This window comes from Zhongshania borealis (assembly GCF_039539625.1).
GTDB lineage: Bacteria > Pseudomonadota > Gammaproteobacteria > Pseudomonadales > Spongiibacteraceae > Spongiibacter > Spongiibacter borealis.
The window spans coordinates 562395-586073 of record NZ_BAABDM010000001.1 but is presented as its reverse complement, the minus strand read 5'-3'; the positions used below and the strand labels follow the sequence as shown (position 1 = coordinate 586073).

32 protein-coding genes and 3 tRNA genes are annotated in these 23679 nt (G+C 49.6%); 7 read left to right on the top strand and 28 right to left on the bottom strand.

Annotated features, from left to right (window positions below; genetic code table 11):
- Nucleotides 1-5: 5 nt before the first annotated feature.
- The 4 genes from ABD836_RS02705 to ABD836_RS02690 form a co-directional block, all read right to left on the bottom strand.
- Nucleotides 6-863: a hypothetical protein gene (locus ABD836_RS02705; protein WP_344932234.1), complete on the bottom strand. Its 858-nt coding sequence runs from the start codon at nucleotides 861-863 to the stop codon at nucleotides 6-8.
- Nucleotides 864-865: 2 nt separating this feature from the next.
- Nucleotides 866-1462 (bottom strand): dUTP diphosphatase, encoded by a 597-nt coding sequence (locus tag ABD836_RS02700; protein WP_344933566.1) that lies wholly within the window; start codon nucleotides 1460-1462, stop codon nucleotides 866-868.
- Nucleotides 1463-1589: 127 nt separating this feature from the next.
- The gene (locus ABD836_RS02695) at nucleotides 1590-1835 is read right to left on the bottom strand and encodes a hypothetical protein (protein ID WP_344932233.1); all 246 of its coding nucleotides are present in this window, start codon (nucleotides 1833-1835) and stop codon (nucleotides 1590-1592) included.
- Nucleotide 1836: 1 nt separating this feature from the next.
- Nucleotides 1837-2163 (bottom strand): hypothetical protein, encoded by a 327-nt coding sequence (locus ABD836_RS02690; protein ID WP_344932231.1) that lies wholly within the window; start codon nucleotides 2161-2163, stop codon nucleotides 1837-1839.
- 192 nt (nucleotides 2164-2355) lie between these two features.
- Here ABD836_RS02690 and ABD836_RS02685 point away from each other — a divergent pair, with 192 nt between their 5' ends.
- Nucleotides 2356-2721 (top strand): response regulator, encoded by a 366-nt coding sequence (locus ABD836_RS02685; protein WP_344932230.1) that lies wholly within the window; start codon nucleotides 2356-2358, stop codon nucleotides 2719-2721.
- Between the two features lie 49 nt (nucleotides 2722-2770).
- Here the strand turns inward: ABD836_RS02685 and queF are convergent, their stop codons facing one another.
- The 3 genes from queF to ABD836_RS02670 are packed head-to-tail and all read right to left on the bottom strand — an operon-like array spanning nucleotide 2771 to nucleotide 5365.
- Nucleotides 2771-3601 carry an NADPH-dependent 7-cyano-7-deazaguanine reductase QueF gene (gene queF / locus ABD836_RS02680; RefSeq protein ID WP_344932229.1) on the bottom strand — a complete coding sequence of 277 codons (831 nt, stop codon included), beginning with the start codon at nucleotides 3599-3601 and terminating at the stop codon, nucleotides 2771-2773.
- A gap of 44 nt (nucleotides 3602-3645) precedes the next feature.
- Entirely contained in the window at nucleotides 3646-4419 is a 774-nt protein-coding gene (locus tag ABD836_RS02675; protein WP_344932228.1) for an ABC transporter permease, read from the bottom strand.
- Nucleotides 4420-4450: 31 nt separating this feature from the next.
- Nucleotides 4451-5365 (bottom strand): ABC transporter ATP-binding protein, encoded by a 915-nt coding sequence (locus ABD836_RS02670; protein ID WP_344932227.1) that lies wholly within the window; start codon nucleotides 5363-5365, stop codon nucleotides 4451-4453.
- A gap of 127 nt (nucleotides 5366-5492) precedes the next feature.
- On the opposite strand from ABD836_RS02670, the gene ABD836_RS02665 reads away from it, so the two are divergent.
- On the top strand, nucleotides 5493-5885 hold the full coding sequence (locus ABD836_RS02665) for a PA2817 family protein (protein WP_344932226.1): 393 nt from the start codon (nucleotides 5493-5495) through the stop codon (nucleotides 5883-5885).
- 105 nt (nucleotides 5886-5990) lie between these two features.
- Here ABD836_RS02665 and ABD836_RS02660 read toward each other — a convergent pair.
- From ABD836_RS02660 to msrB, 4 genes are all read right to left on the bottom strand, one after another.
- Nucleotides 5991-6066: transfer RNA gene (locus ABD836_RS02660), tRNA-Gly, on the bottom strand.
- A gap of 181 nt (nucleotides 6067-6247) precedes the next feature.
- Nucleotides 6248-6323: transfer RNA gene (locus ABD836_RS02655), tRNA-Glu, on the bottom strand.
- Between the two features lie 175 nt (nucleotides 6324-6498).
- Nucleotides 6499-6574, bottom strand: a tRNA-Glu gene (locus ABD836_RS02650).
- Between the two features lie 156 nt (nucleotides 6575-6730).
- Entirely contained in the window at nucleotides 6731-7120 is a 390-nt protein-coding gene (gene msrB, locus ABD836_RS02645) for a peptide-methionine (R)-S-oxide reductase MsrB (protein WP_425583002.1), read from the bottom strand.
- 204 nt (nucleotides 7121-7324) lie between these two features.
- Between msrB and ABD836_RS02640 the strand changes: the two genes are divergently transcribed.
- Nucleotides 7325-8554: a pyridoxal phosphate-dependent aminotransferase gene (locus tag ABD836_RS02640; protein ID WP_344932224.1), complete on the top strand. Its 1230-nt coding sequence runs from the start codon at nucleotides 7325-7327 to the stop codon at nucleotides 8552-8554.
- Between the two features lie 15 nt (nucleotides 8555-8569).
- Here the strand turns inward: ABD836_RS02640 and ABD836_RS02635 are convergent, their stop codons facing one another.
- Nucleotides 8570-9538, bottom strand: coding sequence for a class I SAM-dependent methyltransferase (locus ABD836_RS02635; protein ID WP_344932222.1), 969 nt, complete (start codon nucleotides 9536-9538; stop codon nucleotides 8570-8572).
- Nucleotides 9531-10652 (bottom strand): ATP-NAD kinase family protein, encoded by a 1122-nt coding sequence (locus tag ABD836_RS02630; protein WP_344932221.1) that lies wholly within the window; start codon nucleotides 10650-10652, stop codon nucleotides 9531-9533. The genes ABD836_RS02635 and ABD836_RS02630 overlap by 8 nt, the downstream gene beginning before the upstream one ends.
- 142 nt (nucleotides 10653-10794) lie before the next feature.
- Here ABD836_RS02630 and ABD836_RS19475 point away from each other — a divergent pair, with 142 nt between their 5' ends.
- Nucleotides 10795-10980: a PA1571 family protein gene (locus tag ABD836_RS19475; protein WP_425583001.1), complete on the top strand. Its 186-nt coding sequence runs from the start codon at nucleotides 10795-10797 to the stop codon at nucleotides 10978-10980.
- Here the strand turns inward: ABD836_RS19475 and ABD836_RS02625 are convergent.
- From ABD836_RS02625 to ABD836_RS02615, 3 genes are all read right to left on the bottom strand, one after another.
- Nucleotides 10946-12049, bottom strand: a complete 1104-nt coding sequence (locus ABD836_RS02625; RefSeq protein WP_344933565.1) for a 4-phosphoerythronate dehydrogenase — start codon at nucleotides 12047-12049, stop codon at nucleotides 10946-10948. The two genes, ABD836_RS19475 and ABD836_RS02625, sit on opposite strands and share 35 nt — an antisense overlap.
- Before the next feature lie 69 nt (nucleotides 12050-12118).
- The gene (locus tag ABD836_RS02620; RefSeq protein ID WP_344932220.1) at nucleotides 12119-12682 is read right to left on the bottom strand and encodes an elongation factor P hydroxylase; all 564 of its coding nucleotides are present in this window, start codon (nucleotides 12680-12682) and stop codon (nucleotides 12119-12121) included.
- On the bottom strand, nucleotides 12675-13169 hold the full coding sequence (locus tag ABD836_RS02615; protein ID WP_344932219.1) for a gamma-glutamylcyclotransferase family protein: 495 nt from the start codon (nucleotides 13167-13169) through the stop codon (nucleotides 12675-12677). Before ABD836_RS02615 ends, ABD836_RS02620 begins: the two co-directional genes overlap by 8 nt.
- A 172-nt stretch (nucleotides 13170-13341) precedes the next feature.
- Here ABD836_RS02615 and ABD836_RS02610 point away from each other — a divergent pair, with 172 nt between their 5' ends.
- The gene (locus ABD836_RS02610; protein ID WP_344932218.1) at nucleotides 13342-14025 is read left to right on the top strand and encodes a hypothetical protein; all 684 of its coding nucleotides are present in this window, start codon (nucleotides 13342-13344) and stop codon (nucleotides 14023-14025) included.
- A gap of 29 nt (nucleotides 14026-14054) precedes the next feature.
- On the opposite strand, the gene tusA is transcribed toward ABD836_RS02610, so the two are convergent.
- The 4 genes from tusA to ABD836_RS02590 all read right to left on the bottom strand — a co-directional run bounded on the left by tusA (nucleotide 14055) and on the right by ABD836_RS02590 (nucleotide 15744).
- Nucleotides 14055-14288 (bottom strand): sulfurtransferase TusA, encoded by a 234-nt coding sequence (gene tusA, locus ABD836_RS02605; RefSeq protein WP_344932217.1) that lies wholly within the window; start codon nucleotides 14286-14288, stop codon nucleotides 14055-14057.
- Between the two features lie 74 nt (nucleotides 14289-14362).
- A complete protein-coding gene (locus ABD836_RS02600; RefSeq protein ID WP_344932215.1) occupies nucleotides 14363-14587 on the bottom strand; it encodes a YheU family protein in 225 nt (74 codons plus the stop codon).
- The gene (locus ABD836_RS02595) at nucleotides 14580-15407 is read right to left on the bottom strand and encodes a class I SAM-dependent methyltransferase (RefSeq protein WP_344932214.1); all 828 of its coding nucleotides are present in this window, start codon (nucleotides 15405-15407) and stop codon (nucleotides 14580-14582) included. The genes ABD836_RS02600 and ABD836_RS02595 overlap by 8 nt, the downstream gene beginning before the upstream one ends.
- Nucleotides 15408-15426: 19 nt before the next feature.
- Nucleotides 15427-15744: an MTH1187 family thiamine-binding protein gene (locus ABD836_RS02590; protein ID WP_344932213.1), complete on the bottom strand. Its 318-nt coding sequence runs from the start codon at nucleotides 15742-15744 to the stop codon at nucleotides 15427-15429.
- A 78-nt stretch (nucleotides 15745-15822) separates the two neighbouring features.
- Here ABD836_RS02590 and ABD836_RS02585 point away from each other — a divergent pair, with 78 nt between their 5' ends.
- Complete coding sequence (locus ABD836_RS02585; protein WP_344932212.1) at nucleotides 15823-16341, top strand: glycine cleavage system transcriptional repressor; 519 nt, start codon at nucleotides 15823-15825, stop codon at nucleotides 16339-16341.
- A 24-nt stretch (nucleotides 16342-16365) separates the two neighbouring features.
- Here ABD836_RS02585 and ABD836_RS02580 read toward each other — a convergent pair whose 3' ends face one another.
- From ABD836_RS02580 to prmB, 5 genes are all read right to left on the bottom strand, one after another.
- Nucleotides 16366-16590 carry a hypothetical protein gene (locus ABD836_RS02580; RefSeq protein ID WP_344932211.1) on the bottom strand — a complete coding sequence of 75 codons (225 nt, stop codon included), beginning with the start codon at nucleotides 16588-16590 and terminating at the stop codon, nucleotides 16366-16368.
- Nucleotides 16591-16638: 48 nt separating this feature from the next.
- On the bottom strand, nucleotides 16639-17070 hold the full coding sequence (locus tag ABD836_RS02575; RefSeq protein ID WP_344932210.1) for a hypothetical protein: 432 nt from the start codon (nucleotides 17068-17070) through the stop codon (nucleotides 16639-16641).
- Between the two features lie 71 nt (nucleotides 17071-17141).
- The gene (locus tag ABD836_RS02570) at nucleotides 17142-18299 is read right to left on the bottom strand and encodes an MFS transporter (RefSeq protein WP_344932208.1); all 1158 of its coding nucleotides are present in this window, start codon (nucleotides 18297-18299) and stop codon (nucleotides 17142-17144) included.
- A 7-nt stretch (nucleotides 18300-18306) separates the two neighbouring features.
- The gene (gene aroC, locus ABD836_RS02565) at nucleotides 18307-19407 is read right to left on the bottom strand and encodes a chorismate synthase (RefSeq protein WP_344932207.1); all 1101 of its coding nucleotides are present in this window, start codon (nucleotides 19405-19407) and stop codon (nucleotides 18307-18309) included.
- Nucleotides 19408-19513: 106 nt separating this feature from the next.
- On the bottom strand, nucleotides 19514-20434 hold the full coding sequence (gene prmB / locus ABD836_RS02560; protein ID WP_425583000.1) for a 50S ribosomal protein L3 N(5)-glutamine methyltransferase: 921 nt from the start codon (nucleotides 20432-20434) through the stop codon (nucleotides 19514-19516).
- Between the two features lie 143 nt (nucleotides 20435-20577).
- On the opposite strand from prmB, the gene folE reads away from it, so the two are divergent.
- The gene (folE, locus tag ABD836_RS02555; protein WP_344932205.1) at nucleotides 20578-21126 is read left to right on the top strand and encodes a GTP cyclohydrolase I FolE; all 549 of its coding nucleotides are present in this window, start codon (nucleotides 20578-20580) and stop codon (nucleotides 21124-21126) included.
- A 66-nt stretch (nucleotides 21127-21192) separates the two neighbouring features.
- Here folE and ABD836_RS02550 read toward each other — a convergent pair whose 3' ends face one another.
- Genes ABD836_RS02550 through ABD836_RS02540 form a run of 3 tightly spaced genes read right to left on the bottom strand, consistent with a single transcriptional unit; the run spans nucleotide 21193 to nucleotide 23606 of the window.
- Nucleotides 21193-22059 carry an alpha/beta fold hydrolase gene (locus ABD836_RS02550; RefSeq protein WP_344932204.1) on the bottom strand — a complete coding sequence of 289 codons (867 nt, stop codon included), beginning with the start codon at nucleotides 22057-22059 and terminating at the stop codon, nucleotides 21193-21195.
- A 14-nt stretch (nucleotides 22060-22073) separates the two neighbouring features.
- Nucleotides 22074-22553 (bottom strand): SixA phosphatase family protein, encoded by a 480-nt coding sequence (locus tag ABD836_RS02545; RefSeq protein WP_344932202.1) that lies wholly within the window; start codon nucleotides 22551-22553, stop codon nucleotides 22074-22076.
- A gap of 36 nt (nucleotides 22554-22589) precedes the next feature.
- Complete coding sequence (locus tag ABD836_RS02540) at nucleotides 22590-23606, bottom strand: NAD(P)H-dependent glycerol-3-phosphate dehydrogenase (protein ID WP_344932200.1); 1017 nt, start codon at nucleotides 23604-23606, stop codon at nucleotides 22590-22592.
- Between the last annotated feature and the right edge of the window lie 73 nt (nucleotides 23607-23679).

Sequence of the window (23679 nt, the reverse complement as noted above, 5' to 3'; positions counted from 1 at the left end):
CAATCTTAGAAAAAATCGACACCTAAGTTTTGCAGGTGACGATTAAGGTAATCGTCTAAATTGGCAATATCTTCCGGATGTACATCAAGCACACTAAAGCCGAGCTTTTTACACAGTTCCGCTCGCCGCATACGGGCCGAGATTGCATCCGAGTGATCTTCAGCATCCCAGTACTCAATATACACACCACTATCTGGTAGATAAAAATCACTAATCAAACACTCGCCGACCGGCAACGGCCGGTAAATCGCATAGCGTATACCGGCTAAATACAACCACTGTGCAAGTGACCAATGCGCGCGATTTTTACAGGCCTTGCCGTCAATACTCAGCAGCTCATTACCACTGTTTGCAAACAGCCCCCCGACTTCTATCTCATCACCCCGGCATGCTGCAACAATATCCTTAAAACCAGGCCGATGACGTATATCTTCCGGCCAAAGTACGTAACTCAGGCTACTTTGCTGGCTTTCAAAAACCTGACCACCCTCTTTTACGCCTTGCGCAGTCAACTCCCACCCACGCGAGCTAGGCTTTAGCCAAGCGATTTCGACCAACATCCTATTGATCTCGCGGCCGCTAAACCCCTCAGCCCGTCCCAATGCCGCCGCCGACAATAACTTATTGCTATCGATTGCTTGAAAAAGCGGGTGATCAAGTAACGATGTGGGCCACACGATATAGCGGCCATAACGCTTACTATTCACATAGCTCCCGCCTTCAAACTCACCCTTGGCCGTTAAAGCCCAGCCGTCGTCGGTTTTACGTATCCACGTATAGTCTTTTAACACCGAAAAGAGCTGCTGAACCGGTATTTCACCCAGTTTGGCAAGTGCAGAAGTAGAGACTTTATCTGAAGGCATAATTAAGCCGCAGGGTAGCGAGCAGTAAGACGCTGGTATACGTCATCGGCAAATTGCGGCGACGCGATATCTGCACTCGCAAGAATCTCAACAAGATGCACATTGTCTTCCTCGCCCTGCCAAACCTTAATATAGCTGCCATCCTTGTAGCCATGATCTTGCCGGAAGAAATTAAGTACGTTTTTCCCGACATATTGCTTATACAGCTGATCAAAACTAAGTTCAGCCGCAGCCATTAGGTCCCAAAACAGCGTCACTGAGAAGGATTTCGAGCGTAAGCAATAAGCCGCAAGTGACTCAGTAGCTTCCAGCACACCTTTATTAGACGGCTCATAATTGCTGAGTTCGCTGACAATTTCGCCGGCCAGGGTGTCAATATCCGCCCCCGGTCTAAACATGGCGCTCAGGCCAAAATGCCATATATCTACAATTTCAAGCTGAACCTGTTCGATATCAGCGTCTTGTTTTTTCCACCATTTATAGCCGTAGTGGTCCATCAACTCGGCGCATTCTATCCATGCAGCACGACACCAAGCAAAACCCTGATTCCTCCAGTCGGAGTGAACTTTAGCATTCATTCGGTCTTGTAAACCAAGCATTGTGATAAATGCCTGGCGATTGTTTATATCTGACACAGTAACCCCAGCAAATGAAAATCTGGGGGACATAATAAACAAGGAAGCTAAGGAGTGCAGCGGAAATTTATGGTTTAACTGGGCTTAGAACCTACTCTTCCGCTTTAGAAAGGCGCACGGACAGCTTGCTGAAATAATTCAGCATTTCAGTGTCGGGCGAAAAGCGGTAGTCCGCTTGAATACGGTCCGCAATGGATTCGGGAGTTTGTGCAGAAAAATTAGCCGAATAGCTCATGCGCTGGCTAATGGGGCACAATGTGATCGTTGACTGGGGGCCGTGCATGGAATAATGCTTGGCCTCCAACGCGCTCGATTTACTTTTACGCCAAAAACTCATATTAAGCACACTGCTGCTGGTATAAAGGAACCGCCAAACGCAGGCGGATAACACGGCCATAAGCAAAGTCAATAATCTGCAATGGCTCGCCTGAATGTAAATGGGCAATCACCGACGGCGGGATATTTGGAAGACAAACCAGCTTGTTGGGCGCATTTTCTTGGCCAAACAATAAGACTAAATCCTGAATTTCCTGCCCCGATCCTGATTTTCGAGGATAGAGGGTATAATCAAAACCTTGCTTTGCATCCGGCAAAATATTATCAACTGCTAAATGACATACGTTGTCATCGTCATCGTAGCCAAGTAAGTAACTTGCGATAAGCATGCAATACTCCTGAGCGCATGAATTATGTTCGCAATTATGCCCCCCCACTACGCCCAGTGAAATCCGTTCAACTACCTACCATCACGTAAATATCGGCAGAAAACACATCAGCTGCATACGGGAAAACACTTACATCTCAATATTTCCACCACCTTTATCCTAAATGAAACATCGTAGTGAGTGAGAACCTTCATGACAGAGCGCCGAAACCCTAACTTTTGGATTGTCGATGATTCTCCGGCCGACCGGATCATTTTTAAAGAAACCCTCAATCGCATTGGCACACAATCACAGCTGTGCGAAATCGAAGACGGCGAGCTATTAATAGAGGAGCTTCAGCGAAAGGAGAAAGCTGAACTTCCTGACGTCATTTTTTTAGATATTAGTATGCGGCGTATGAATGGCAAAACTGCTCTGCAGAAAATCCGTAAGGACAAGAGATACAGTCACATTTATATCGTTATGCAAACAGTCTCGTACCGCGAAATGAATGAATGCATTAGCCTTGGCGCGGACGCCTTCATAAGCAAATCCACCAATTTCGACGCCTACCTTTAAAAACTCTCCTCGGTTGTGTCTGAATGGCAGGCTAGCACCTAATCCTCCCTTACTGCCGGGCTCCACGGCTGTTTTCAGCCTGCGCGGACGAGTCGTTACTACGCCAAGGATTAATATCCAGACCACCACGCCGCAAATATCTCGCATACACGCTTAAGGTTTCTGGCCGACAATACCGGCTGATATCACAGAAAATTTGCTCTACGCATTGCTCATGAAAATCGTCATGCTCCCGAAAAGACACCACGTAAGCCAATAAGCCCTCACGATCAATGCGGGAACCACGATATTGAATTTCAATACTCGCCCAATCCGGCTGAGAGGTAACTGGGCAGCGCGAGCGCAGCAGATTGCTATAGAGGGTTTCAGTGACGATTTCCTTGGCATTTGTTGATAGCAGCATGGGGCTCGGTTGATACGCGTCGGGACTGATGTCTAAATTATCGATACACTCACCCTGTGGCGGCGCAATACCGTAACCAGCACACCAGGAATCTGGGGAGTAAATCACCACCTCCACATCGGCACCCGCTGCTCGGCTCAAGTCTTGACCTAGGATCTGCGCCATCGCATCGAGGCCACTAAGCCGCGTTTGATTGAAGGAGTTTAGGTATAACTTGAAGGACTTTGACTCGATGATATTTGGCGAATCTGCCGGAACGCGAAACTCGGCGCAGCCCACCAAAGGTTTGCCTTTTTCGTTTAAACAAGACAATTCATAAGCGTTCCAAATATCAACACCACTAAACGGTAACGCCGCGCCAATACCTAAACTATCTCGCCCCGCTTGCCGAGGAATAGGATAGAGACAGCCAGGATCATACTGACCAGGGTAACTAACCTGCTCGCCTAGCGGGCCATGCCCCGGGTGTTTGCTCATACTATCCAGTCCTAGCTATTTTCACTGGTGGCGCCAAAATACCCTTACTGACGCAGTCGAGTACCGCTACGTAATAAATACATACAATATGCGTAAGCCGCCAAGGTAAACACCCCAACCATTACAAACGCCGTAACAACATTGACATCAGACACGCCTAGCACGCCGTAGCGGAAGGCATTGACTATGTAAAGCATCGGATTAAGGCGCGACACCCCTGCCCAAAAATCCGGCAGTAAATCGATAGAATAAAATACGCCACCCAAATAGGTAAGCGGCGTTAGTACAAATACAGGAACAATAGAAACATCATCAAAATTATTTGCAAAAACAGCGTTTATGAAACCGGCGAGCGAAAACATAATCGAGGTCATCAGTACGATCGCAATCGTTACTCCAATGTGCTGAATATGCAACGTGGTAAAAAACAAGGACAAGGCGGTGACGATTAAGCCAACCAATAAGCCCCGCGTCACACCGCCGAGAACAAAGCCCCAAAGCACCGTGTTATTGGACATGGGTGACACCAAGATCTCTTCTACAAATCGCTGAAATTTAGCCCCAAAAAACGACGACACCACATTGGAATATGCATTGGTGATCACCGACATCATAATCAAGCCGGGAACCACAAACTCCATATAGCTAAAGCCACCCATCTGACCGATGCGGGAGCCAATCAAGGCGCCAAAGATCACGAAATACAAGGACATTGTAATCGCCGGCGGCAACAAGGTTTGCATCCAAATACGTAGAAAGCGCCTAATTTCTTTTCGGACAATTGTGTAAAACGCTATCCACTGCTCTGCTACTGTCATTCCTGTTTCACCCTTTTAAATATGGAGTCAGCTACTTTGCTGCCAATAGCGCCACAAACAATTCTTCAAGCCGGTTAGCCTTGTTCCGCATACTGCTCACCTCAATCCCGCAACTATTTAGCGCAACAAACACCTCATTGAGCGAAGTACCCTTCTTAAGCACAAGCTCAAGCGTATGATCATCAACCACGCGCGTTTCAAAACCAGGAACCGTAGCGTCAGCGCTAATGCCATCGCGAACGTCGAGGATAAAAGTTTCTTTTTGCAACTGCTTGAGCAATGACTTCATTGTCGTGTTCTCGACAATATTGCCAGCATCAATTATCGCAATGTGGCGGCATAAACTCTCCGCCTCTTCCAGATAATGGGTGGTTAATATAATTGTTGTGCCACTACGGTTAATCTCTGTAAGAAATTCCCACATAGAACGCCGCAATTCGATATCCACACCTGCCGTCGGCTCATCTAAAATAAGGAGGCGCGGCTCATGCACTAAAGCGCGCGCAATCATTAAACGCCGCTTCATACCACCAGACAACATCCGCGAAGCGACTTGACGCTTATCCCATAAACCGAGCTTTTTAAGGTATTTTTCGGCGCGCTCGCTAGCCACTTTCCGGCTTAAACCGTAATAGCCAGCCTGATTTACAACAATATCCCAGACCGATTCAAAGTTCGAAAAATTGAATTCCTGCGGCACCAAACCAATTTCGCGTTTCGCGGCAGCCAAATTATCATCGATCGAATGGCCAAAAATACGCACTTCGCCGGCCGTTTTTTTAACGAGTGATGACACAATACCTATTGTGGTGGATTTACCCGCGCCGTTCGGTCCCAACAGCGCATAAAAATCACCCTGCTGTACCTCAAGGTCAATACCTTTCAGCGCCACAAAACCATTGTCGTAAACCTTGCGTAATCCCTTAATTTCTAAGGCAATCGCCATAATAGTTCCCTAAATTTGGTCATCGTGTGAAAAGCCGACTATTTTGCCACGCTAGCGTGATGGAATACACTAGCGCAGAGACGACAGTACGCAGAAGCAATCTGCATTAATCCGCTTTGGAGACCCCGTGACAAAACGAAATGACTACTACTTCCAGCTCTGTGCCGAATTACACGGGCACTGCGCAAAAATACTGCCAAACCACCCCGCGCACAGCGAAGAAAGTAGTACTGAATTGCTCGACAAAATAAGCCGCCTTACCGACAGCTTTGCCAAAAGCGACGACTACATTGCGCTTGGCCAAGACATCATAACCCACATTATCAGCCACTACCCTGATATTACCCCGCAGGTACACCGCGATTTACTGTGGTTCTTTGGTGGCGACTGCCTGCATTACCTGGGTGATGATGAGTTACAACGCTACCAAACAATTGAAGAGCTGTACTACGAGCAATGCGTTGAAACACCTGAGGCATCTTATCGAAACATCAGGGCTCAGCAATTTGGTCTGCATTAAGGGCTAGCCACACATTCGCGCATTACCGCGAGTGTGTAATCTATCGGTCGACACAAAAACCTCAGACAAAAAAAAAGCGAAGCAGATGCTTCGCTTTTTAGAATTTGGAGCGGGAAAGGAGGCTCGAACTCCCGACCTCAACCTTGGCAAGGTTGCGCTCTACCAACTGAGCTATTCCCGCAAATCACGACATTAGATTTAAACCAAGCTTAAATCAATTCCACATATGCCGTACAGCCTTGATTAAAAAGAGTTTTTATCTCAAACCAATGCGGTCTGCATGATAAAAAGTTTTCATCAAGCTGTCAATAAACAGACTACTCTGCAAACTGACAAATTTACGCGCTGTGACGCAAATTAATTGGCGTCCCCTAGGGGACTCGAACCCCTGTTACTGCCGTGAAAGGGCAGTGTCCTAGGCCACTAGACGAAGGGGACGCCGCGAGCTCTTTCCAGAACAATGCTGCTGTCCTTGAAAGAGCGCGCATTCTAGAGCGACTACCCCACCCCGTCAAGGATATTTTCATGCCAATATCAAATTTTTTCAAAAAAAAAGAGAAGCATTTCTGCTTCTCTTTTTTAACCGTGTCGACGCATCAACACAGTGGAATAATGGCGTCCCCTAGGGGACTCGAACCCCTGTTACTGCCGTGAAAGGGCAGTGTCCTAGGCCACTAGACGAAGGGGACGCCGCAAACCTTCCAGACTCCGAGTCACTTGTTGTCTGAAAGTGGCGCGAATTCTAAAAACCTTAGGCGCCGACGTCAAGTCGCATTTGACTCTAAAGTGAAATAAATCAAAATAGAGCCCAATAATGGTTATTTAATAAGCAATCTGCACGACAATCAGCCAACCTTGTCTTTGTCTAACTTTAACGATAGCGAATTAATACAGTACCGCAGTCCGGTTGGCGCCGGACCATCCGGAAAAACGTGACCTAAATGGGCGTCACAACGGGCGCAAACCACTTCCTCCCTCACCATCCCGTGGCTAACATCCCTATTCACTGCAACCACTTCGCCGTCGGCAGCCTGGTAAAAACTGGGCCACCCAGATCCCGAATCATATTTTGTGTCGGATCTAAACAATGCCAAGCCGCAGCACCGGCAAGTATAGACACCCTCAGCTTTTTCCCCGTCATACTCACCGCTAAATGCGCGCTCGGTTCCCTTCTGGCGGCAAACCTGAAACTCCTCATTTGAGAGAAGTTCCTGCCATTGTTGATCTGATTTCACTATTTTTTCCACGAAAACCTCTCCACCTTGTGCACTACAACGCCGTATAATCAATCTATTATGTTTCGAAAGCGATACGCCACCAGTATTACATCGCCGAAACAAAATTAGCACCCTAGAATTAGCACAGTCCGCGCGACGCCCGAGTGCGTTGGCCAACCCAAGTAAAAAATCAGGCATTGCAGCCTATTAAGAAGGCAGGAAATGAGTTTCTACCATAAGTCTAAAAAATTAAATAACGTGTGCTACGACATTCGCGGCCCAGTCTTAGAGCGCGCCAATGAATTAGAAGAGGAAGGTTACCGTATCCTCAAGCTCAATATCGGTAACCCCGCCCCTTTTGGCTTTAACGCCCCAGATGAAATCATTCAAGACGTTATTCGAATGCTGCCCGACAGCGAGGGTTACAGTGACTCTAAAGGCTTATACAGCGCCCGCAAAGCGGTTATGCAAGAATGCCAGAAAATTGGCATACCCGGCGTTGAAGTCGGCGACATTTACCTAGGTAACGGTGCCAGCGAATTAATCAGTATGGCGACCCAAGCCCTTCTAAACCAAGGCGATGAGGTTTTGATTCCTGCGCCAGATTACCCGCTATGGACAGCAGTTGTGTCCCTATCTGGCGCAACGCCTGTGCACTATCTTTGCCAAGAAGAGCAAAACTGGGAACCATCAATTGATGATATCCTCAGCAAGATAACACCAAACACAAAAGCCATCGTTATTATCAATCCTAACAACCCGACGGGCGCAGTTTACAGTCGGGAATTGCTAGAACAACTCGTCGCTATTGCCGAAGAACACAATCTGGTGGTATTTGCCGACGAGATCTACAGCAAGATTCTTTACGACGAGGCAGTGCATATCCCCATTGGCAGCTTAAAAGCAGATATTTTATGCCTGACTTTTAACGGCCTATCCAAGGCATACCGTTTGGCGGGTTTTCGTAGTGGCTGGCTGATCGTGTCAGGCGCCAAGGACCGCGCAACCGACTATATTGAAGGCCTCAATATTTTGTCTTCTATGCGCCTCTGCGCCAACGTTCCCGCACAGCACGCGATACAAACCGCATTGGGTGGCTATCAAAGTATTAATGAGTTAATCCTGCCCGGCGGCCGCCTGCTAGAACAACGCGATTTAGCTCATAAAATGCTCAATGAGATACCCGGGCTTAGCTGCACTAAACCCGAGGGCGCAATTTACATGTTCCCGCGGCTAGACCCAGAGGTCTATCCAATTAAAGATGATGAAAAAATGATTCTTGAGCTGTTGAACCAGGAAAGAATATTATTGGTGCCTGGCTCAGGATTTAACTGGCCGGACGCCGATCACTTCCGCCTCGTCTTCTTGCCTAACAAACTCGATCTAGCGGATGCTATTGAGCGCCTAGGTAACTTCCTCGCGCGCTACCGCAAGCAACTCAAAACAAGCTAACCAGACATTACCGGCTCAAACCACTCCCCCCTTGGAGTGCGGCTTGAGCCGGTAATGCAATACTTTCAATGAGCGATCAAGATTTTGCTCCGGGAAGTCGAGCCGCCCCGCCAATCGTTCGATAAATTCAGCCTCTGGGCAATACTCCGCCATTACCTCACGTAAAAAGGCCTCATCTAAATACGGCGCATTTAAGCAAGCCAATAGGTCCCCGCCATCCGGCAGCAGCGGACCGAATCGCCGCGCTAACTTTGGGTAGTCTTTCACCGCATTAAAACTGCCCTTCTGCAGGGAAGGTGGGTCACAAATCACAATGTCGTAAGGACCTAATTTTCGTAAACGTCCCCACGACTTTAGAATATCGTGGCCTAAAAATTTAAGTTCGGCGTCTTCGCCGCTGATGGTTAATCGTGCCCCATTGCGACGGTGATTTTCACGGCCAACTTGCAGTGCGCCCTTGCTCATATCGATATTTACAAGCCTTTTTGCGCCAGCTAATTCTGCCGCTACCGAAAATGCGCAGGTGTAGGCAAACAGGTTTAGAATTCGCTTACCCTCAGCCCGCTCACTTAGCCACCGACGGGCAGGCTGCATATCCATAAAATAGCCAATATTCTGTTTGGCACTTAGGTCGACCAAATACTCCGCAGCGCCCTCGCGAACAGAAAAATTATTCGGAATAGTTCCCCACAAACAATAGCTTGCTGGTGAGTCATGATACCGACTCTGAACAACTGCCGCAGCGCAATCAGCGCCAACCTCTGCCTTTAGCGCCGCGCAAAATGCCGACCAAAATTCAGGCTCAGGCTCCCGGTACAGGACTATCCACAACACCGGCGCAAAGTAGTCGACGCTGAAGTATTCAAATCCTGCGTAACACTGGCCCCGACCATGAAAGAGACGCACAGCGCCTTCCGCCTGCCGAATCTTTTCAGGCCACCCTGCAAATTCGCTGAACCGAGCAAAGCTATTAAAATCACTCACCAGACGCACTCACTCGATACATAATGGAATCGCGATAACCAGTAACCACACGAATATAGCCCTCCCAGGACTTATCAAGCGCTAGGTCATTGCTATCCACCAACAACGGTCGCCCGGCCAAGCCGCTGATTTTTGTTTTAGTCGCCAACACCATAAAATTTCCCCGACCAATATTGCGAATCAACTCTGGACTTAGCTGCTGATTGCCGCGACCCAAGATATGCCCCTGACCACCAATTGCCGTGATCAGCACTTTAACCGGACCACTATGACCTGCTATCGCCTTAGTAATAGCATTGGCGTTTAAATCTTTAGCCAGCAGCTGCCGATCACAGACCAGGTCGAACCCTAGGAGGGTATTGTCTAAACCAAGGGCCAACATGACACCTTGAGTGGTACTACCGGGTCCCACTAAATACAAGGCCTTGGGGTCCATCTCGGCAATGACTTCTTCAGCAATATCAGCCACCACCAACTCCTCAACTTCGCGGCCACCCGCTTTAACATGCTGTAAATAGCCGCCGACACGAGGCACCAGTAATTCGCCATAGTATTGCGAGCTCACGCGACCCTGGCGAAAGGCCGCCTCATCAATATCGCGAACCTCCGCTAAATCGACATCAACTAAGCGGCCATTAATCAACGCCAGTACGATCTCCGCTGCGCTCTCTGGACTCACCGCATAGACTCCAGAATGCATTTTCACGCCTGCAGGAACACCTAACGCCGGAACACCAGTGCCAATAGCAGCAAAGACATCGCGCGCTGTACCATCACCACCGACAAACAACAGTAAATCCACCCCTGCTGCCATTAGGGCCTGCGCTGCAGCTTTCGTATCAGCAGCCTGAGTCGCGGCACCGGGTAACGGTGCTCCCACCGACACAAAGGGGAATCCCGCTAACTCTTTGCTTTCCTTACTTTGCGCGGACATGGCGCCGCTATAGCCAAAAATACATAGTTGATCTTGCCCACACTTAGCAAGATGCGCCAAACAGCGTAAAGCCCGTGCCTCCGAACGGCCATCGCTACCCTTTAGGTCATCACTCCCCTTTAAACCAAGGGGGCCGCCCGCGCCAGCTACCGGATTAACAATTAAGCCCAATTTAAACATGATCGTCCTTTCTAGTAACTCGCGCGCATGGATCGACCACCGCAAGAAGAAAAATTCTATTTCGTAAAATACCTAGGGACAGCAGCCTTCCGTCGTGGCCAAATGAACGCATAAATACACTTTAAAACTGAGGGAAAACGCTGTGAGTCGCCAAAACACGGGAAACACCTGCCAATCCGACCGAAACACTGACTACCTCGGCGCAATTATTGACGAAAATGGACGTGAAATTCCGATTAGCAATAACATGATCGAAAACTCGCTACACGATTTACAAGACACTCCAGCCGAATTTATATGCCACCTTGCACGGCGCGCAGCAGACTAGCCATCGCGGGATTTGCAGCGCGCAGATCACAATAGGCAAGTTCCCGGCGCGGTGGATAGTGCTTACGTAGCAAATCAAACTGACGACCGCGCTCAGCAGCATGAATTATCTCGCTGAAACGTTTACTGTCCTCCGCTACATCATAAACGGCCAAAACCGCCTCGCGAATCACCATCGCGGCGCTATCACCCACACAATTGACAACGGGCACTGGCGACTCCCCCCCATCATCCAAACTCAAGTCCCGGCCAAGGAAATCAGCCAGCTCGGCGGCAACCATGCGTAAACCAGTCTTTTTGCCGTCAACGCTATACCCTGCAATATGGGGTGTCGTTATCGCGCAGCGCTGAGCCAACGCTGACGCGAACTCCGGTTCGCCTTCCCACACATCCAAAGCTAAACGAATATCTGGCCGACTATCGATCAAAGCCAACAACTCGGCGGTGGCAACAACCTCACCGCGGCCCGCACTTAAAAGCACGGCATTCTTCGGCATTGTTTGCAAAGCACAGGCGTCGAGCATATGAACGCTCGGAAACGGCCCAGAAACCGTCAAGGGCGCATGTAGACATAGCATGCTACTGCAAAGTACCTCGTCAAGTGGCCGCAGGCAGGTGTACAACTGAGGATCCAACAGCGGATCATAGGCTAGCCAAGGAATACCGAGAGCGCTGAGCCGGTGACCTAATCGCTTCCCCACATTCCCATAACCAACAATACCAACACGGCCGCCAGCTAAAAGCTTCTCTAATAAGCCATCAAGTCGACAAATCGCGCTGAGAACATAGTCCACTACCGATTCGGCATTGGAGCCCGGCGCAGTGCAAAAACGAACACCCTGCGCGCGCAAATAGTCGATCTCGAGGTGATCGCTGCCGATCGTGGTCGAGCCAACAAACTTAACAGACGAGCCGTTTAATAAGGCCTGATTCACCTTGGTGACCGACCGCACAATCAAGGCATCCGCATCTAATACATCCTCTGGACCAATCTGGCGACCACTGCGAGTCACTACCTGACCAAATTGCCCAAAGCACTGCACCGCGCCGGGAATATTTTCGTCCACCACTATTTTCAATGAAAAACCCTATAGAATTTACCAAGCAAATACTAAACAACTAATTGAAATTAATAAGATTTATAAAATATAAATGAGAGGTACCTCTAGCTCCCGAAGTATGCGAACCGTGCCAAAGTAGTCAGCTAATGCGCAACGAAACTGTTCGGCGCGGGCCGGCAAGCCCTGTCGCAAATACACTTGCACCTGCTGCCAAACTGCCAATTGAAAGGGAAATGGGTCAATTTCATCGCCGCCAAGATTATCTATACTGACACCAAAGGAGCGCCCTGCAGCAATGCTAAACAAGCATTCTAAAGCTTGCGGACGAACTTCCACGCGCTCAAATACTCGCTGAGTCTCAATATTGCGACCATCCGGCTCATACCAATAGCCATAATCAGCAAGCTGCCGCCGAGCCTGCCCAGCGATACACCAGTGAGCTACCTCATGTAGCGCACTTGCGGCGTAGTCAGCGCGGTAGACAATTTGATGGAATTCATGGCCTGCACTAGACGGCTGGTAAAATGGCTCATCACCGCCACCAACCAGCATGGTCTTGTAGGTCTCGGCAAAGTAGTCGGCAAACACCGCGCTGATCACCTCACTCTCAGAGCTCGCAGTGACCCTGCACGCCTCAGGCATTGTATAGCAACCCACTATCACCAAGTGTAACAACAGACGGTCGGCAAGGCTGAGCATGCAGCATAGCCAAATACTCAGGCGACAAATACTGTGCGCCAGCCATTAAATGGGCTAAATAATTACTCTCAGGCAGAAGGTCGTCCTCAACAAAAGCGGGGTTGGCGACATAAATCCACGCCGACTTTGGGGCCGATGCCGTATGCAATAACATACACTCTCGACTATAGCGCACAGGCGTACCTTCAAAGCCATCCATAACATTCAGCGCTCGGTGGTCTTCCAAGGTATATAACACCCCTTCTACTGCACTTAAACTGCTATGGACTACGTTGGCATAGGCAACGCCGGGGGTACAGTGAGAGCGTTTATTAAACGTAAGACGGTAGCCCAGCAAACGTGCGCTTTCTGCGTTACTGAACAATAAACCCCGCGCCTTCATTCGGGCAGGATTCATATTGGAACCATAAGCAAAATAACAAAGACTCATCACATAGCACTTGGCAAAACCGAAAACAGAGAGTAATTTTAACAGAAAGGGACATCCACGCACCGTCTTTGCGAAAAAGCATGACGAGCAATGAGGTGGATTTTGCGCCTCAAGCCACATGTTTCAGACCATAGCCGCGCGATGTACCGCCCGCTACGTGAGGAATGATGTTATGGCTCCACGTAACTTTGGCAAATATTCTTCAGCGAAGATTATCCCGTTTCCTCAACGCCCCTCTCGCGTTGAGCAACATAGAATTCTCCGCGTATCCCCCGAATACGAAGGCCTCTGCCTACTCTATGCCCACCACGCGCTGAGTCGCGACAAGCTCTACGCCGTAAAAATTCTAGGCTGGGCTCGACTCGCCAGTGGCGAAAACGTTGCCTTACTTCCCTGGCTGAACACGATTTCACGCTGTATTGATTTAGTTGATCCAGAGGCCGGTCAATCCCAAGGCTATTACGACCCAGCGAAGGAGCGCCGATTTAATGAAGTACCGCCACACCATATAGCCGCCTTAGATATAATGATGACCTACCCTAAGCCTGCCGCAGATGACTTTGTACAGGAATTCCCCGACTTTATCGGCAGCCACGCCGCACTACTTGGCGAGAACAAGGAATTTGAGCTTCAACCGGTAATTAGTTGGCGCCTGGAGCAAAATGGACACTTAGACGCTATGGTGGCAAATATTCGCCTCGCAAGGCATTCGCCCATCCTTGCCGGCGACCCATGCCTATTTGCCGTACAGAAAAACCCGACGTTCCGTTACTTTTTCCAATATCACATCGCCAACCAGATAAAAGCTGGCGGCCCAGTTGCGACCCGCGCCCTTTCGCAACTGTTGCAATCGTAATTAGCTAGCGTGAATAAACGGCCAACGCCTCAGGCTTTTTGTACAAAATAGCGGTAGTGTTTCTCGGTCTCTTCTTTGCCCAGCAAGGTATGACCGAGAAAATTACAAAACTTCGGAATATCTCGGGTCGTCGCAGGGTCCGTGGCAATAATTTCCAGCACCTCGCCCGAGGCGATATCGCGGATTTTATTGTGCAACATCATCACTGGTTCCGGGCAGAACAATCCGCAGGTATCCAGGGTGTGATCTACGGCTATCGTCATTAACACGTCCAAATGAAACATAAAAAGCGACGAAATCGTCGCTGTAATTTTAATAAAAAGCGCCTATCAGCATGCTAAGTTTTATCAATTACCGTCCAGCTCTCACTGTCTGGACAAAAAGCAATCGCAGCGCGCTTTTGCGCCAGTGCATTTCGCAACTGGCTTATTTTGGCATCAGTACTAAGCTCCTGCTCTCCGTAGTCAGTACCGTCTCGGCTCACCAACTCCTCTAGCATGCCCTGAAACGCTTCAGGGCTGAGCTTTTGCCAAGGGATTTCAACGTAATCATTATCATTCATGTACAGGTTTACCAAATTTAAGTGTCATCCTATCACTCTCGCCAATCGCCAAGTACTTTGCCCTGTCCTGCTCGCCTAAACGTAAACTTGGCGGCAATGTCCAAACGCCCGCAGGATGATGGTGATTATCCTTTAAGTTTGCATTGACTTCACTGCTATCAAGCAGCAAGAATCCAGCCGCTTCAGCAAGCGCTATAACGGCCTGCTCACTGACATAGCCACTTTTCACCATCTCTGCCATGCTCGCATCGCTATCCGCGCGATGCTCCACCACGCCGAATACACCGCCAGGTTTCAGCGCGGTAAAGGCCGCAGCAAACACCTGCTCGGCGACACCCGCTTTAAGCCAGTTGTGGACGTTCCTATAGGTCAGAACCTTATCAACACTTGCCTCTGGCGCAATAGCAAGATATTCGGGAGCCTCTAAAGTGGTAATTACAGTCTGGTCGTAGACTGCAGGACTAGCAGCCAATTTGTCCACATAGGACTGCCGTGATTTAACGTAATAGCCAATATCGCTGTTCGCTGAAAATTGCGCGGCGTAGAATTTGCCACAATCGCGTACTAAGGGAGCCAATACTTCGCTATACCAACCGCCACCACCTGGCCACAACTCAACGACGTGGTCACAGGGTTGCACGCCGAAAAACGTCAAGGTTTGCACGGGGTGCCGATATTGGTCTCGCGCACGATTCTCTGCACTGCGGTGACTGCCATCCACCACCCCAAGCCAATTAACGTCATCATTAAGCACCTCAGCCTGCACGCTGCCAATAAGCAATAAGCCGACTACACCAAGTAATACTCGCTTCTTTGCCATGAACTGATCCCTCTATTGATTAATATTCGGTTTTGGACTGCGCCAAAAAGTCCTGCACATGTTCGACTTTGTCGATCATGCTTTGTTCACGATCACAGCGACTGCCAATCTTTAACTGAGTCGATATTCTCGGCGCGCCCATCTCATGCACACGCATATGGCAATGCTTAACCGCTGTCATTATCGTGTCCCACTCTCCCTCAATATTGGTGCCATAGGCATGCAATTGATGCCGCAAGCCCGCTCCGGCAAGAATTTTTTGGCACGCTGCAATATAAGGTGTTAACGATATCTCCCCGCCAAGGGGAATGATGCAAAAATCCACAATTACCTTCATCGCAATCCTCACTTACACTCGCAATCTGGCCAGACTATACTCTAGTATTAACACTCCAATAAAGAATAAGGGTACGCCGTGAATAGCTCATTGGTTTTTACTTTTCTCGGCCAGGATCGCCCTGGCCTCGTTGAACGCTTAGCAGATATTGTTTCTGACCACCAAGGTAACTGGCTCGAAAGTCGAATGACCCAGCTCGCGGGACAGTTCGCGGGGATAGTCAGAGTCGCCGTCGCTGAAGCCGATATCGACGAGCTCAGTAACGCCCTTAGTAGTTTAAATATTGAGGGCTTAACCATTCACATTCAGCCGGGTGCGAGCTCCACTGCACCCAGTGCGAATAATAAATTATGCAAACTGCACATTTTGGGCAATGATCGACCCGGCATTGTTCGTGAGGTCAGTCGCGCACTTAAACAGCAGCAAATTAACGTGATTGAAATGAGTTCAAATATCACAAGTGCCGCGATGAGCGGTGACCCGCTATTTGAAGCCCACGTCAGTGCAGAAATGCCTGCAGCTTGTGACTTGGACGAACTAGAGGACAGCCTTGATCAAATTGCCGAGCAACTTAGTGTCGATATCGTATTGAGCTGAGGGCCTGTGGCTGGCTTTAACACGCTACGCCCGCAGACGTTTTAGAATAAATACCAAGACAGCGGATAGCATCGCTACAAAACCGACCCCAAGCACACAGAGTAAAAAGTACTCGGCAATATCCCGCCAGGGTACATCAAAGCTCCACACGGCAGAGCAGACCAACATCAACGTTGCCAGTACCGCCAAAACCGGGGTGCGGTAACGCTTGGCGGTTTTTATATAATCCTGAAGTAAACTGCTATCCACACTGAGCCTATTATTTAGAAGTTTCTGAATCGGCGCGAATGCGAAAATTCACCCCAAAGTATCTTCGCGCACCCACTCACAACGCAATTTGCCAGTGCCCTGCCCCGGCGCATGAAAATCTTCTTCAGCTTGCCAGACAAAGGTGTGACTGCCGTTATAGGCCGTTTGTAAGTGCACCGTAGCACTAACCCAGTACATTTTGAGTAACATATTTTCAAATTGCCGGAGCCACTCGTCCCACTCGTGTTCAATCGCTTTATAGGAACTACCAAAATGAATAACGTCGGTCTGGCAATCACCAAAATCAAACGCTGGCCGCGGCGCCGAAAACATTTCCCTACACAACAGCGGCCAATCTTCAGCGGCCGGCAACAGCGCTGTGACCAGCTGGTTATTATCCCGGCGATTATCGAGCTCGCTGAGGTCACGGGCAAATAGCATATCGGTAATGCAACCGTAAACGACGGATTCCTGGGCCATGGTCTTACCTGTATTAATAACTCTCAGCGAGTCTACAAAAGGTCCGGCTCTGCAGCCAGCATATTATTGACTTAAACCGGACTTGGCTCGGTTTTTAGGTCAAACCAACGCCACGCTACGCCATACGACACCCCGGCAGCCACTGCGGCAGCTAGAAAACACTGCTGCGCACTGAAGTCCCACCCCCAGCCGCTTAACAGCGCACCACAGGCGCCGCCCAAGCCAAAGCTTAAACCACTGTACAAGGCCATGCCCTGGCCGTGATGACCAGTAAACCAATGGCGAATAATCTCAATACCGGCAGCATGAAAGCTACCAAAACTGGCTGCATGTAAACACTGCGCGAGCACTAGCACGGCTGGGTACTCGACAAAATAGGCGATGAGCAACCACCGCAGCACAGACAACCCTAAGCTCCACAGCACGATAACACGCAGACTAAAGCGCGCGAGCACGCGATGCATAAACAGAAAAAGGAGCACTTCGGCAATTACCCCCAAAGACCACAGACCGCCAATCAAAGTTCGCGAATAAGCCTGTGCTTCGAGGTAAATACTAAAAAAAGTGTAATACGGACCGTGCGACAGTTGCAGAAAAAAGCTTACTGCAAAAAAGGCGATCACCGCCGGCTTTTGCAAAATACCCTTAAGTGATTGCCGCTGCGCATCTTGGCGCAGTCCCCCCGGCTTTTCTGCAACCAGCAAACTAGCCAGCCATATGCCACTGAGTAAGATCGAGATGAGATACAGAAGCTGCGCTATCGGATGATGATCCAGCCACCAGCCAACGCCAAGTACCGCGACAATAAAACCGACCGAGCCCCATACCCTAATAAGGCTGTAGCGCCCATAGCGACCCGCAAGATGCGAGAGAGTTAGCACGTCAAACTGCGCCAACACCGCATTCCAAAAGAAGCTGTAGCTAATAATAACCCCAGCCAGCCACCAAAAATCTGATCGCAAATACGCTCCGGTAAATGCGAGCATGGCCATGAATGCACCAAGCCGAATAATTCGACTGCGGTAGCCATAGCTGTCTGCAAGCCAGCCCCAAAGACTTGGTGCCAAGATCTTAGTGAGCATCACCAAGGAACTTAAAACACCTATTTCTTCGGAGCGGAAGCCCAATGACTTCAAATACAAGGTCCAATACGGAACCCATGTACCCAATAGCGCAAAGTAAAAAAAGTAAAAGCCCGACAGACGCCAATACGGCAGCGCGGCACTCATGCCAGGATCAAGATTGCGCTGCGGGAATAACCGGGGTAGTCGAGTGCACGCCACCGTTCTGACCACGGTTACGTAAAAGATGATCCATCAACACAATCGCAACCATGGCCTCAGCAATAGGCACTGCGCGAATACCTACGCAGGGGTCATGACGACCCGTGGTAATAACTTCAACGGGATTACCGTCGATATCAACGGTTTTACCCGGCACCAAAATACTCGAAGTGGGCTTCAGAGCGAGGTGCGCGACCAAATCTTGGCCACTCGATATGCCCCCTAAAATACCGCCGGCATTATTAGAGGTAAAGCCCTCTGGAGTGAGTTCGTCGCGGTGTTCACTCCCAAGCGCGTCAACGCAATCAAAGCCGGCGCCGATCTCAACGCCCTTCACTGCGTTGATGCCCATTAAGGCGTGGGCAATATCTGCGTCTAAACGGTCAAATACAGGTTCACCTAGACCTACCGGCATGCCGCTAGCCACAATCGTTAGCTTGGCACCAACGGAGTCGCCAGACTTACGCAGCTTCTGCATATAGTCTTCCATAAGTGGGATTTTGTCGGGATCTGGGCAGAAAAAGGGATTGTTTTCCACAACAGCCCAATCCACCGTATCAATAGCGATGGGCCCGAGTTGCGATAAATACCCGCGCACTTCAATTCCGCATTGGCTGGCTAAGTACTTTTTAGCGACAGCCCCGGCCGCCACGCGCATAGCCGTTTCTCTTGCCGACGACCGACCGCCACCACGGTAATCCCGCGCGCCATATTTTTGCTGGTAGGTGTAGTCTGCATGCATTGGCCGAAATCGGTCTTTGATCTTGCCGTAATCTTTAGAGCGCTGGTCAGTATTTTCAATTAACAAACCAATTGAGGTGCCTGTCGTTTTGCCCTCAAACACACCAGATAAGATCTTAACCACATCATCTTCGCGACGCTGCGTTGTATACCGCGAGGTACCCGGTTTACGGCGATCAAGGTCGATCTGTAAATCCTCTTCACACAAGGCCAAGCCCGGCGGACAGCCGTCAATTACTGCACCCAAGGCCAGGCCGTGACTCTCACCAAAGGTGGTGACAGAGAACAATTTACCGATGCTATTTCCTGACATTGAATATCCCAACACTGTTCATTACATACCTGCAACGCAATTTGATCGCGCAGGCCAATTTACCCAGAGGCCAATTATACGGCAAAGTCCTGACAGCGTCAGAAGCTCAGCTAAAACTCTCTGCATTTTCAATTAATTGCTCACGGCTCATCACAAAGACACCATGCCCACCGTGTTCAAATTCAAGCCACATAAAAGGCACTGTCGGAAATGCATCATCTAGCGCTACGCAGCTATTGCCGACTTCAACGATCAATACACCGTCCTCGCTAAGGTAGTCGGCTGCATCCCGCAAAATACGGCGTGTAATATCCAAGCCATCTGGGCCAGACGCTAAGCCCAGCGCCGGTTCGCGCTGATACTCCGCAGGCATGGCGGCGAGATCCTCAGCATCCACATACGGCGGATTACTTACAATCAGATCGTATTTTTGGTCCGCCAACAAATCAAACACGTCTGACTGAACCGCACTAACTCTATCCGCGAGCTCGTGCCGCGCAATATTGATATCGGCAACATTTAAGGCGTCGAGAGATATATCCACCAAATCAACGCGGGCCTCATGAAACTGGTAGGCACATGCAATACCAATACACCCACTACCCGAACACAAATCCAGTATCCGCCGCGGCTGCATGCCGCCAAGCCAAGGCTCAAAGTCTTGAGCAATAAGTTCAGCAATTGGCGAACGCGGCACCAATACACGCTCATCGACGTAGAACGAGAGTCCGGCAAACCATGCCTCATGGGTAAGATAGGCCGCAGGCACACGCTCATCTACGCGTCGCTTAATAAGCAGCAGAACTGCCTCTCGCTCAGCTAACGTGAGGCGCGCATCAAGCAGTGCGGGATCAATATCGAGGGGTAAGTTCAAACTATGCAGCACCAATACCCGAGCCTCGTCATAGGCATTATCGGTACCATGACCAAAAAACAGACCGGCACGGCCAAACTCACTGATAGCCCAACGTAAATAGTCGCGAAGCGTATAGAGTTCGCCACTTATTTCATTCCTGTTGCTCACCACGGTGTACCTGTAGACAAAAAGCAATTTTACACTGCCTCGCACGAATAATCCTGCCCATAGTGTAATCGGCTTAATCACAGCGTTTGGCAGCTGAGGGTCTGTTTGGTACTATTCGCTCCCCGACAACGCGCGAAGGAAGTCCTGTGGAACAAGCGTTTGCAGATATCATAAAAAAAATTGGCGAAGACCCTAGCAGAGACGGCTTGATCGACACCCCTGCCCGCGCTGCCAAGGCCTTTGAATTTTTGACCGAAGGTTATCGCCGCAATGTCGACGACGTTGTTAATGGCGCCCTTTTCGAGTCCGACTGTAATGAAATGGTCGTTGTTTCGGACATTGAGCTCTATTCATTGTGTGAGCACCACTTACTGCCCTTTATTGGAAAGTGCCATGTTGCCTATATCCCAAGCGGCAAGGTGCTTGGACTCTCTAAGGTAGCGCGCATCGTTGATTTGTACGCCCGCCGCCTGCAAATTCAAGAGGGCCTAACCACCCAAATCGCTAAAACTATTATGGACGTCACTGGCTCTGAAGGTGTAGGCGTTATTATTGAAGCCCGCCATATGTGCATGATGATGCGCGGCGTAGAAAAGCAAAATTCTGTGATGCGGACCAGCGCTATGCTCGGTGTGTTTAAAGACAATAACGCGACTCGCACCGAATTTTTGGCGCTGATTAATCGGCCCAGCTAAATCTGATTCGGACACAAAAAAGCCCCTGGAAAGGGGCTTTTTTGTGTCCGAAGTGACCTTATTAGTTCACCGCCCTCCACCTAGCTCTGCTTCCAAAGCAATAAAGCGGCTAATCCATTGGCCTATTTGCTGTGCCTGCTCGTCCATATGGCAATGATGTTCCCCTTCGATATGTCTAAGCTCGAACTTTGACACCAAGGCCTCGGGTAGTTTTGGCAACCAGCGACCAAAGCCTTGATCAGCAATAATTAAAAGGCGAGGCGCACGTATCGCATCCATATTGGCCTGCAGCTGCGGAAAGCTTAACTTTACTGGTGACGCCAATTTTAGGCGACGATCACTTCGCCAAAATACCCGGCCGCTGGCATCACGGTAACTGCCGCGCTCAACAATCAGCCTAGCGGCCGGCTCGGTCATCGGTGTCGCTTTCCGCCGCGCAGCAACTGCTGCCGCCAAGTCAGGATGCCCCTTATCGCCACGCCCGGCTTTAGCAAAATCTTGCAAATATTGACCGAGCTGCTCAGGAAACTTAGCCGGGTCCTCGGGCTCTGGGATGAAACCATCCACACAAATCAAATGGGACACTCGCTCAGGTATTGCACCGGCGAGCAAGGTCGCCATAATCGCGCCGCGCGAGTGACCAATAAGCACAAATTGCCGCCAATTCATTTGGTCAGCGACAGCCATAACAAAGCGCAAATCGTCCCAAATGGCGTAATTCCCCGAGGCCGGTTTGTGATCGCTCAGGCCGTGGCCAGCCATGTCCAGTGCCAGTAACTGAAGCTCAGGTAGCGTCTGCGCTAGCGCATCAAAACTCGCTGCATTATCGAGCCAGCCATGCAAGGCGATGGCTGGCATTCCGCTATCACCCCACTGTTTTGCACATATTGTCATGCCATCAACGGTAAACTGGCGCTCTTCAAATTTCATCATGTAATAAACTTAGCTCAGCGACCGTTGTGGTCGTAATTCGGATAGTGACGCAGCCACCGCAGACTAGCGCAGCCCTGACTAAAAACATCCGCGTCTAACATCGCCATACTCGCCGTTTGCATACCCCAGTAACTCTGAGCTTCACCGCCATGCCAATGATTTATGGCATTGCTCAGTAACGGATTATGGGAAACCAACATTAGCCGATCACCGCGAAACGTAGCCAACATGGCCTCTAATTCTGACAGCGGCGTATCTGGGGTAAGCGAAGACTTTAAACGTGGTCGGAGCTGCCATTGCTGATTAAGAATTTTTGCACTTTCAGCGGCGCGCTTGTAAGGGCTTACCCATAATTCATCTGGCTGCCACTCTGAGGCTGTCAACCATGCGGAAGCAGCATTAATTTCTACCCTGCCAAGGTCGGTTAAGGTTCGTTCAATATCGGTTTTGGTATCCCACGACGCGGCGCCGTGGCGAACTAACAAAATTTCCATAAGAATCTAAACATGCGCCTTTTAAGTTTTGATCACCTATTGCAAGGCGAATTCTACATCGCGGTTTTGCTCCGCACACATCATTGTGCCAATGACATCGCCAACCTTGCAGCCATTGTAAATAATGTCATATAGCCCATGTACCAGCGGCATATAAATATTGAGAAGCTCGGACTGTTCCTTCATGAGCCTAAGCGTATTGACACCTTCGGCGACCTGGCCAAGACTCTCTACTACTTCATTTAAATCACGCCCCTTACCCAACTCAAAACCCACGCGGTAATTGCGACTGAGTGGCGATGTACAGGTAACAAATAGATCACCAACGCCGGCTAGACCAAGAAAGGTTAGCGGATCAGCCCCCTTGGTTACGGCGTAACGGCTCATTTCGGCCAGGCTGCGGGTAATCAACATACTAATGGTGTTATGGCCACAACCCAAAGCTGCCGCCATACCGGCGGTAATCGCGTAAACATTTTTCAGCGCCCCAGCCAACTCAACGCCGTACATATCATTACCTGCGTAAACGCGAAAATACGAACACTGAAGCAAGTCTTGAATCGTGCTGGTTACATCCGGATCTTTACTCGCGACCACCGTACCCGTAATCGTTCGCGCCGCGAGCTCTTTGGCTAAATTTGGTCCACTCAAGACACCTAAACGAACCTGCGGCAGCTCCTCTTGCAGCACTTCGCTCATTAGCTTATTGGTTTCGAATTCAATACCTTTGGTGGTACTGATTAATATCGTTCCTGGCGCAATACAATCGGCGAGTTGCCGAGCCACGTCACGACTAGATTTGCTGGGAATAGAGAAAAACACCGTGTCACAACCGGCCACCGTTTCACGTAAGTCAGCACTTGCATGGAGCGCTGGATTTAACTTAATACCCGGCAGGTAGACTTCGTTGGTATGTTGTTCGTTAACCTCTTGGACCCGCTCTGGCGTGCGCATCCACTGACAAGTATCGTGACCATTATCTGCGATAATATTGGCAATTGCCGTACCAAAACTACCACCGCCAATAATGGCAACCTTATGTTTTTTAGCCATAGCTTACTTCTACTCACGATTTATTATGTGTGAGTCTACCACTGCTGTAATAGGCCCTAATACAAATAAGGCG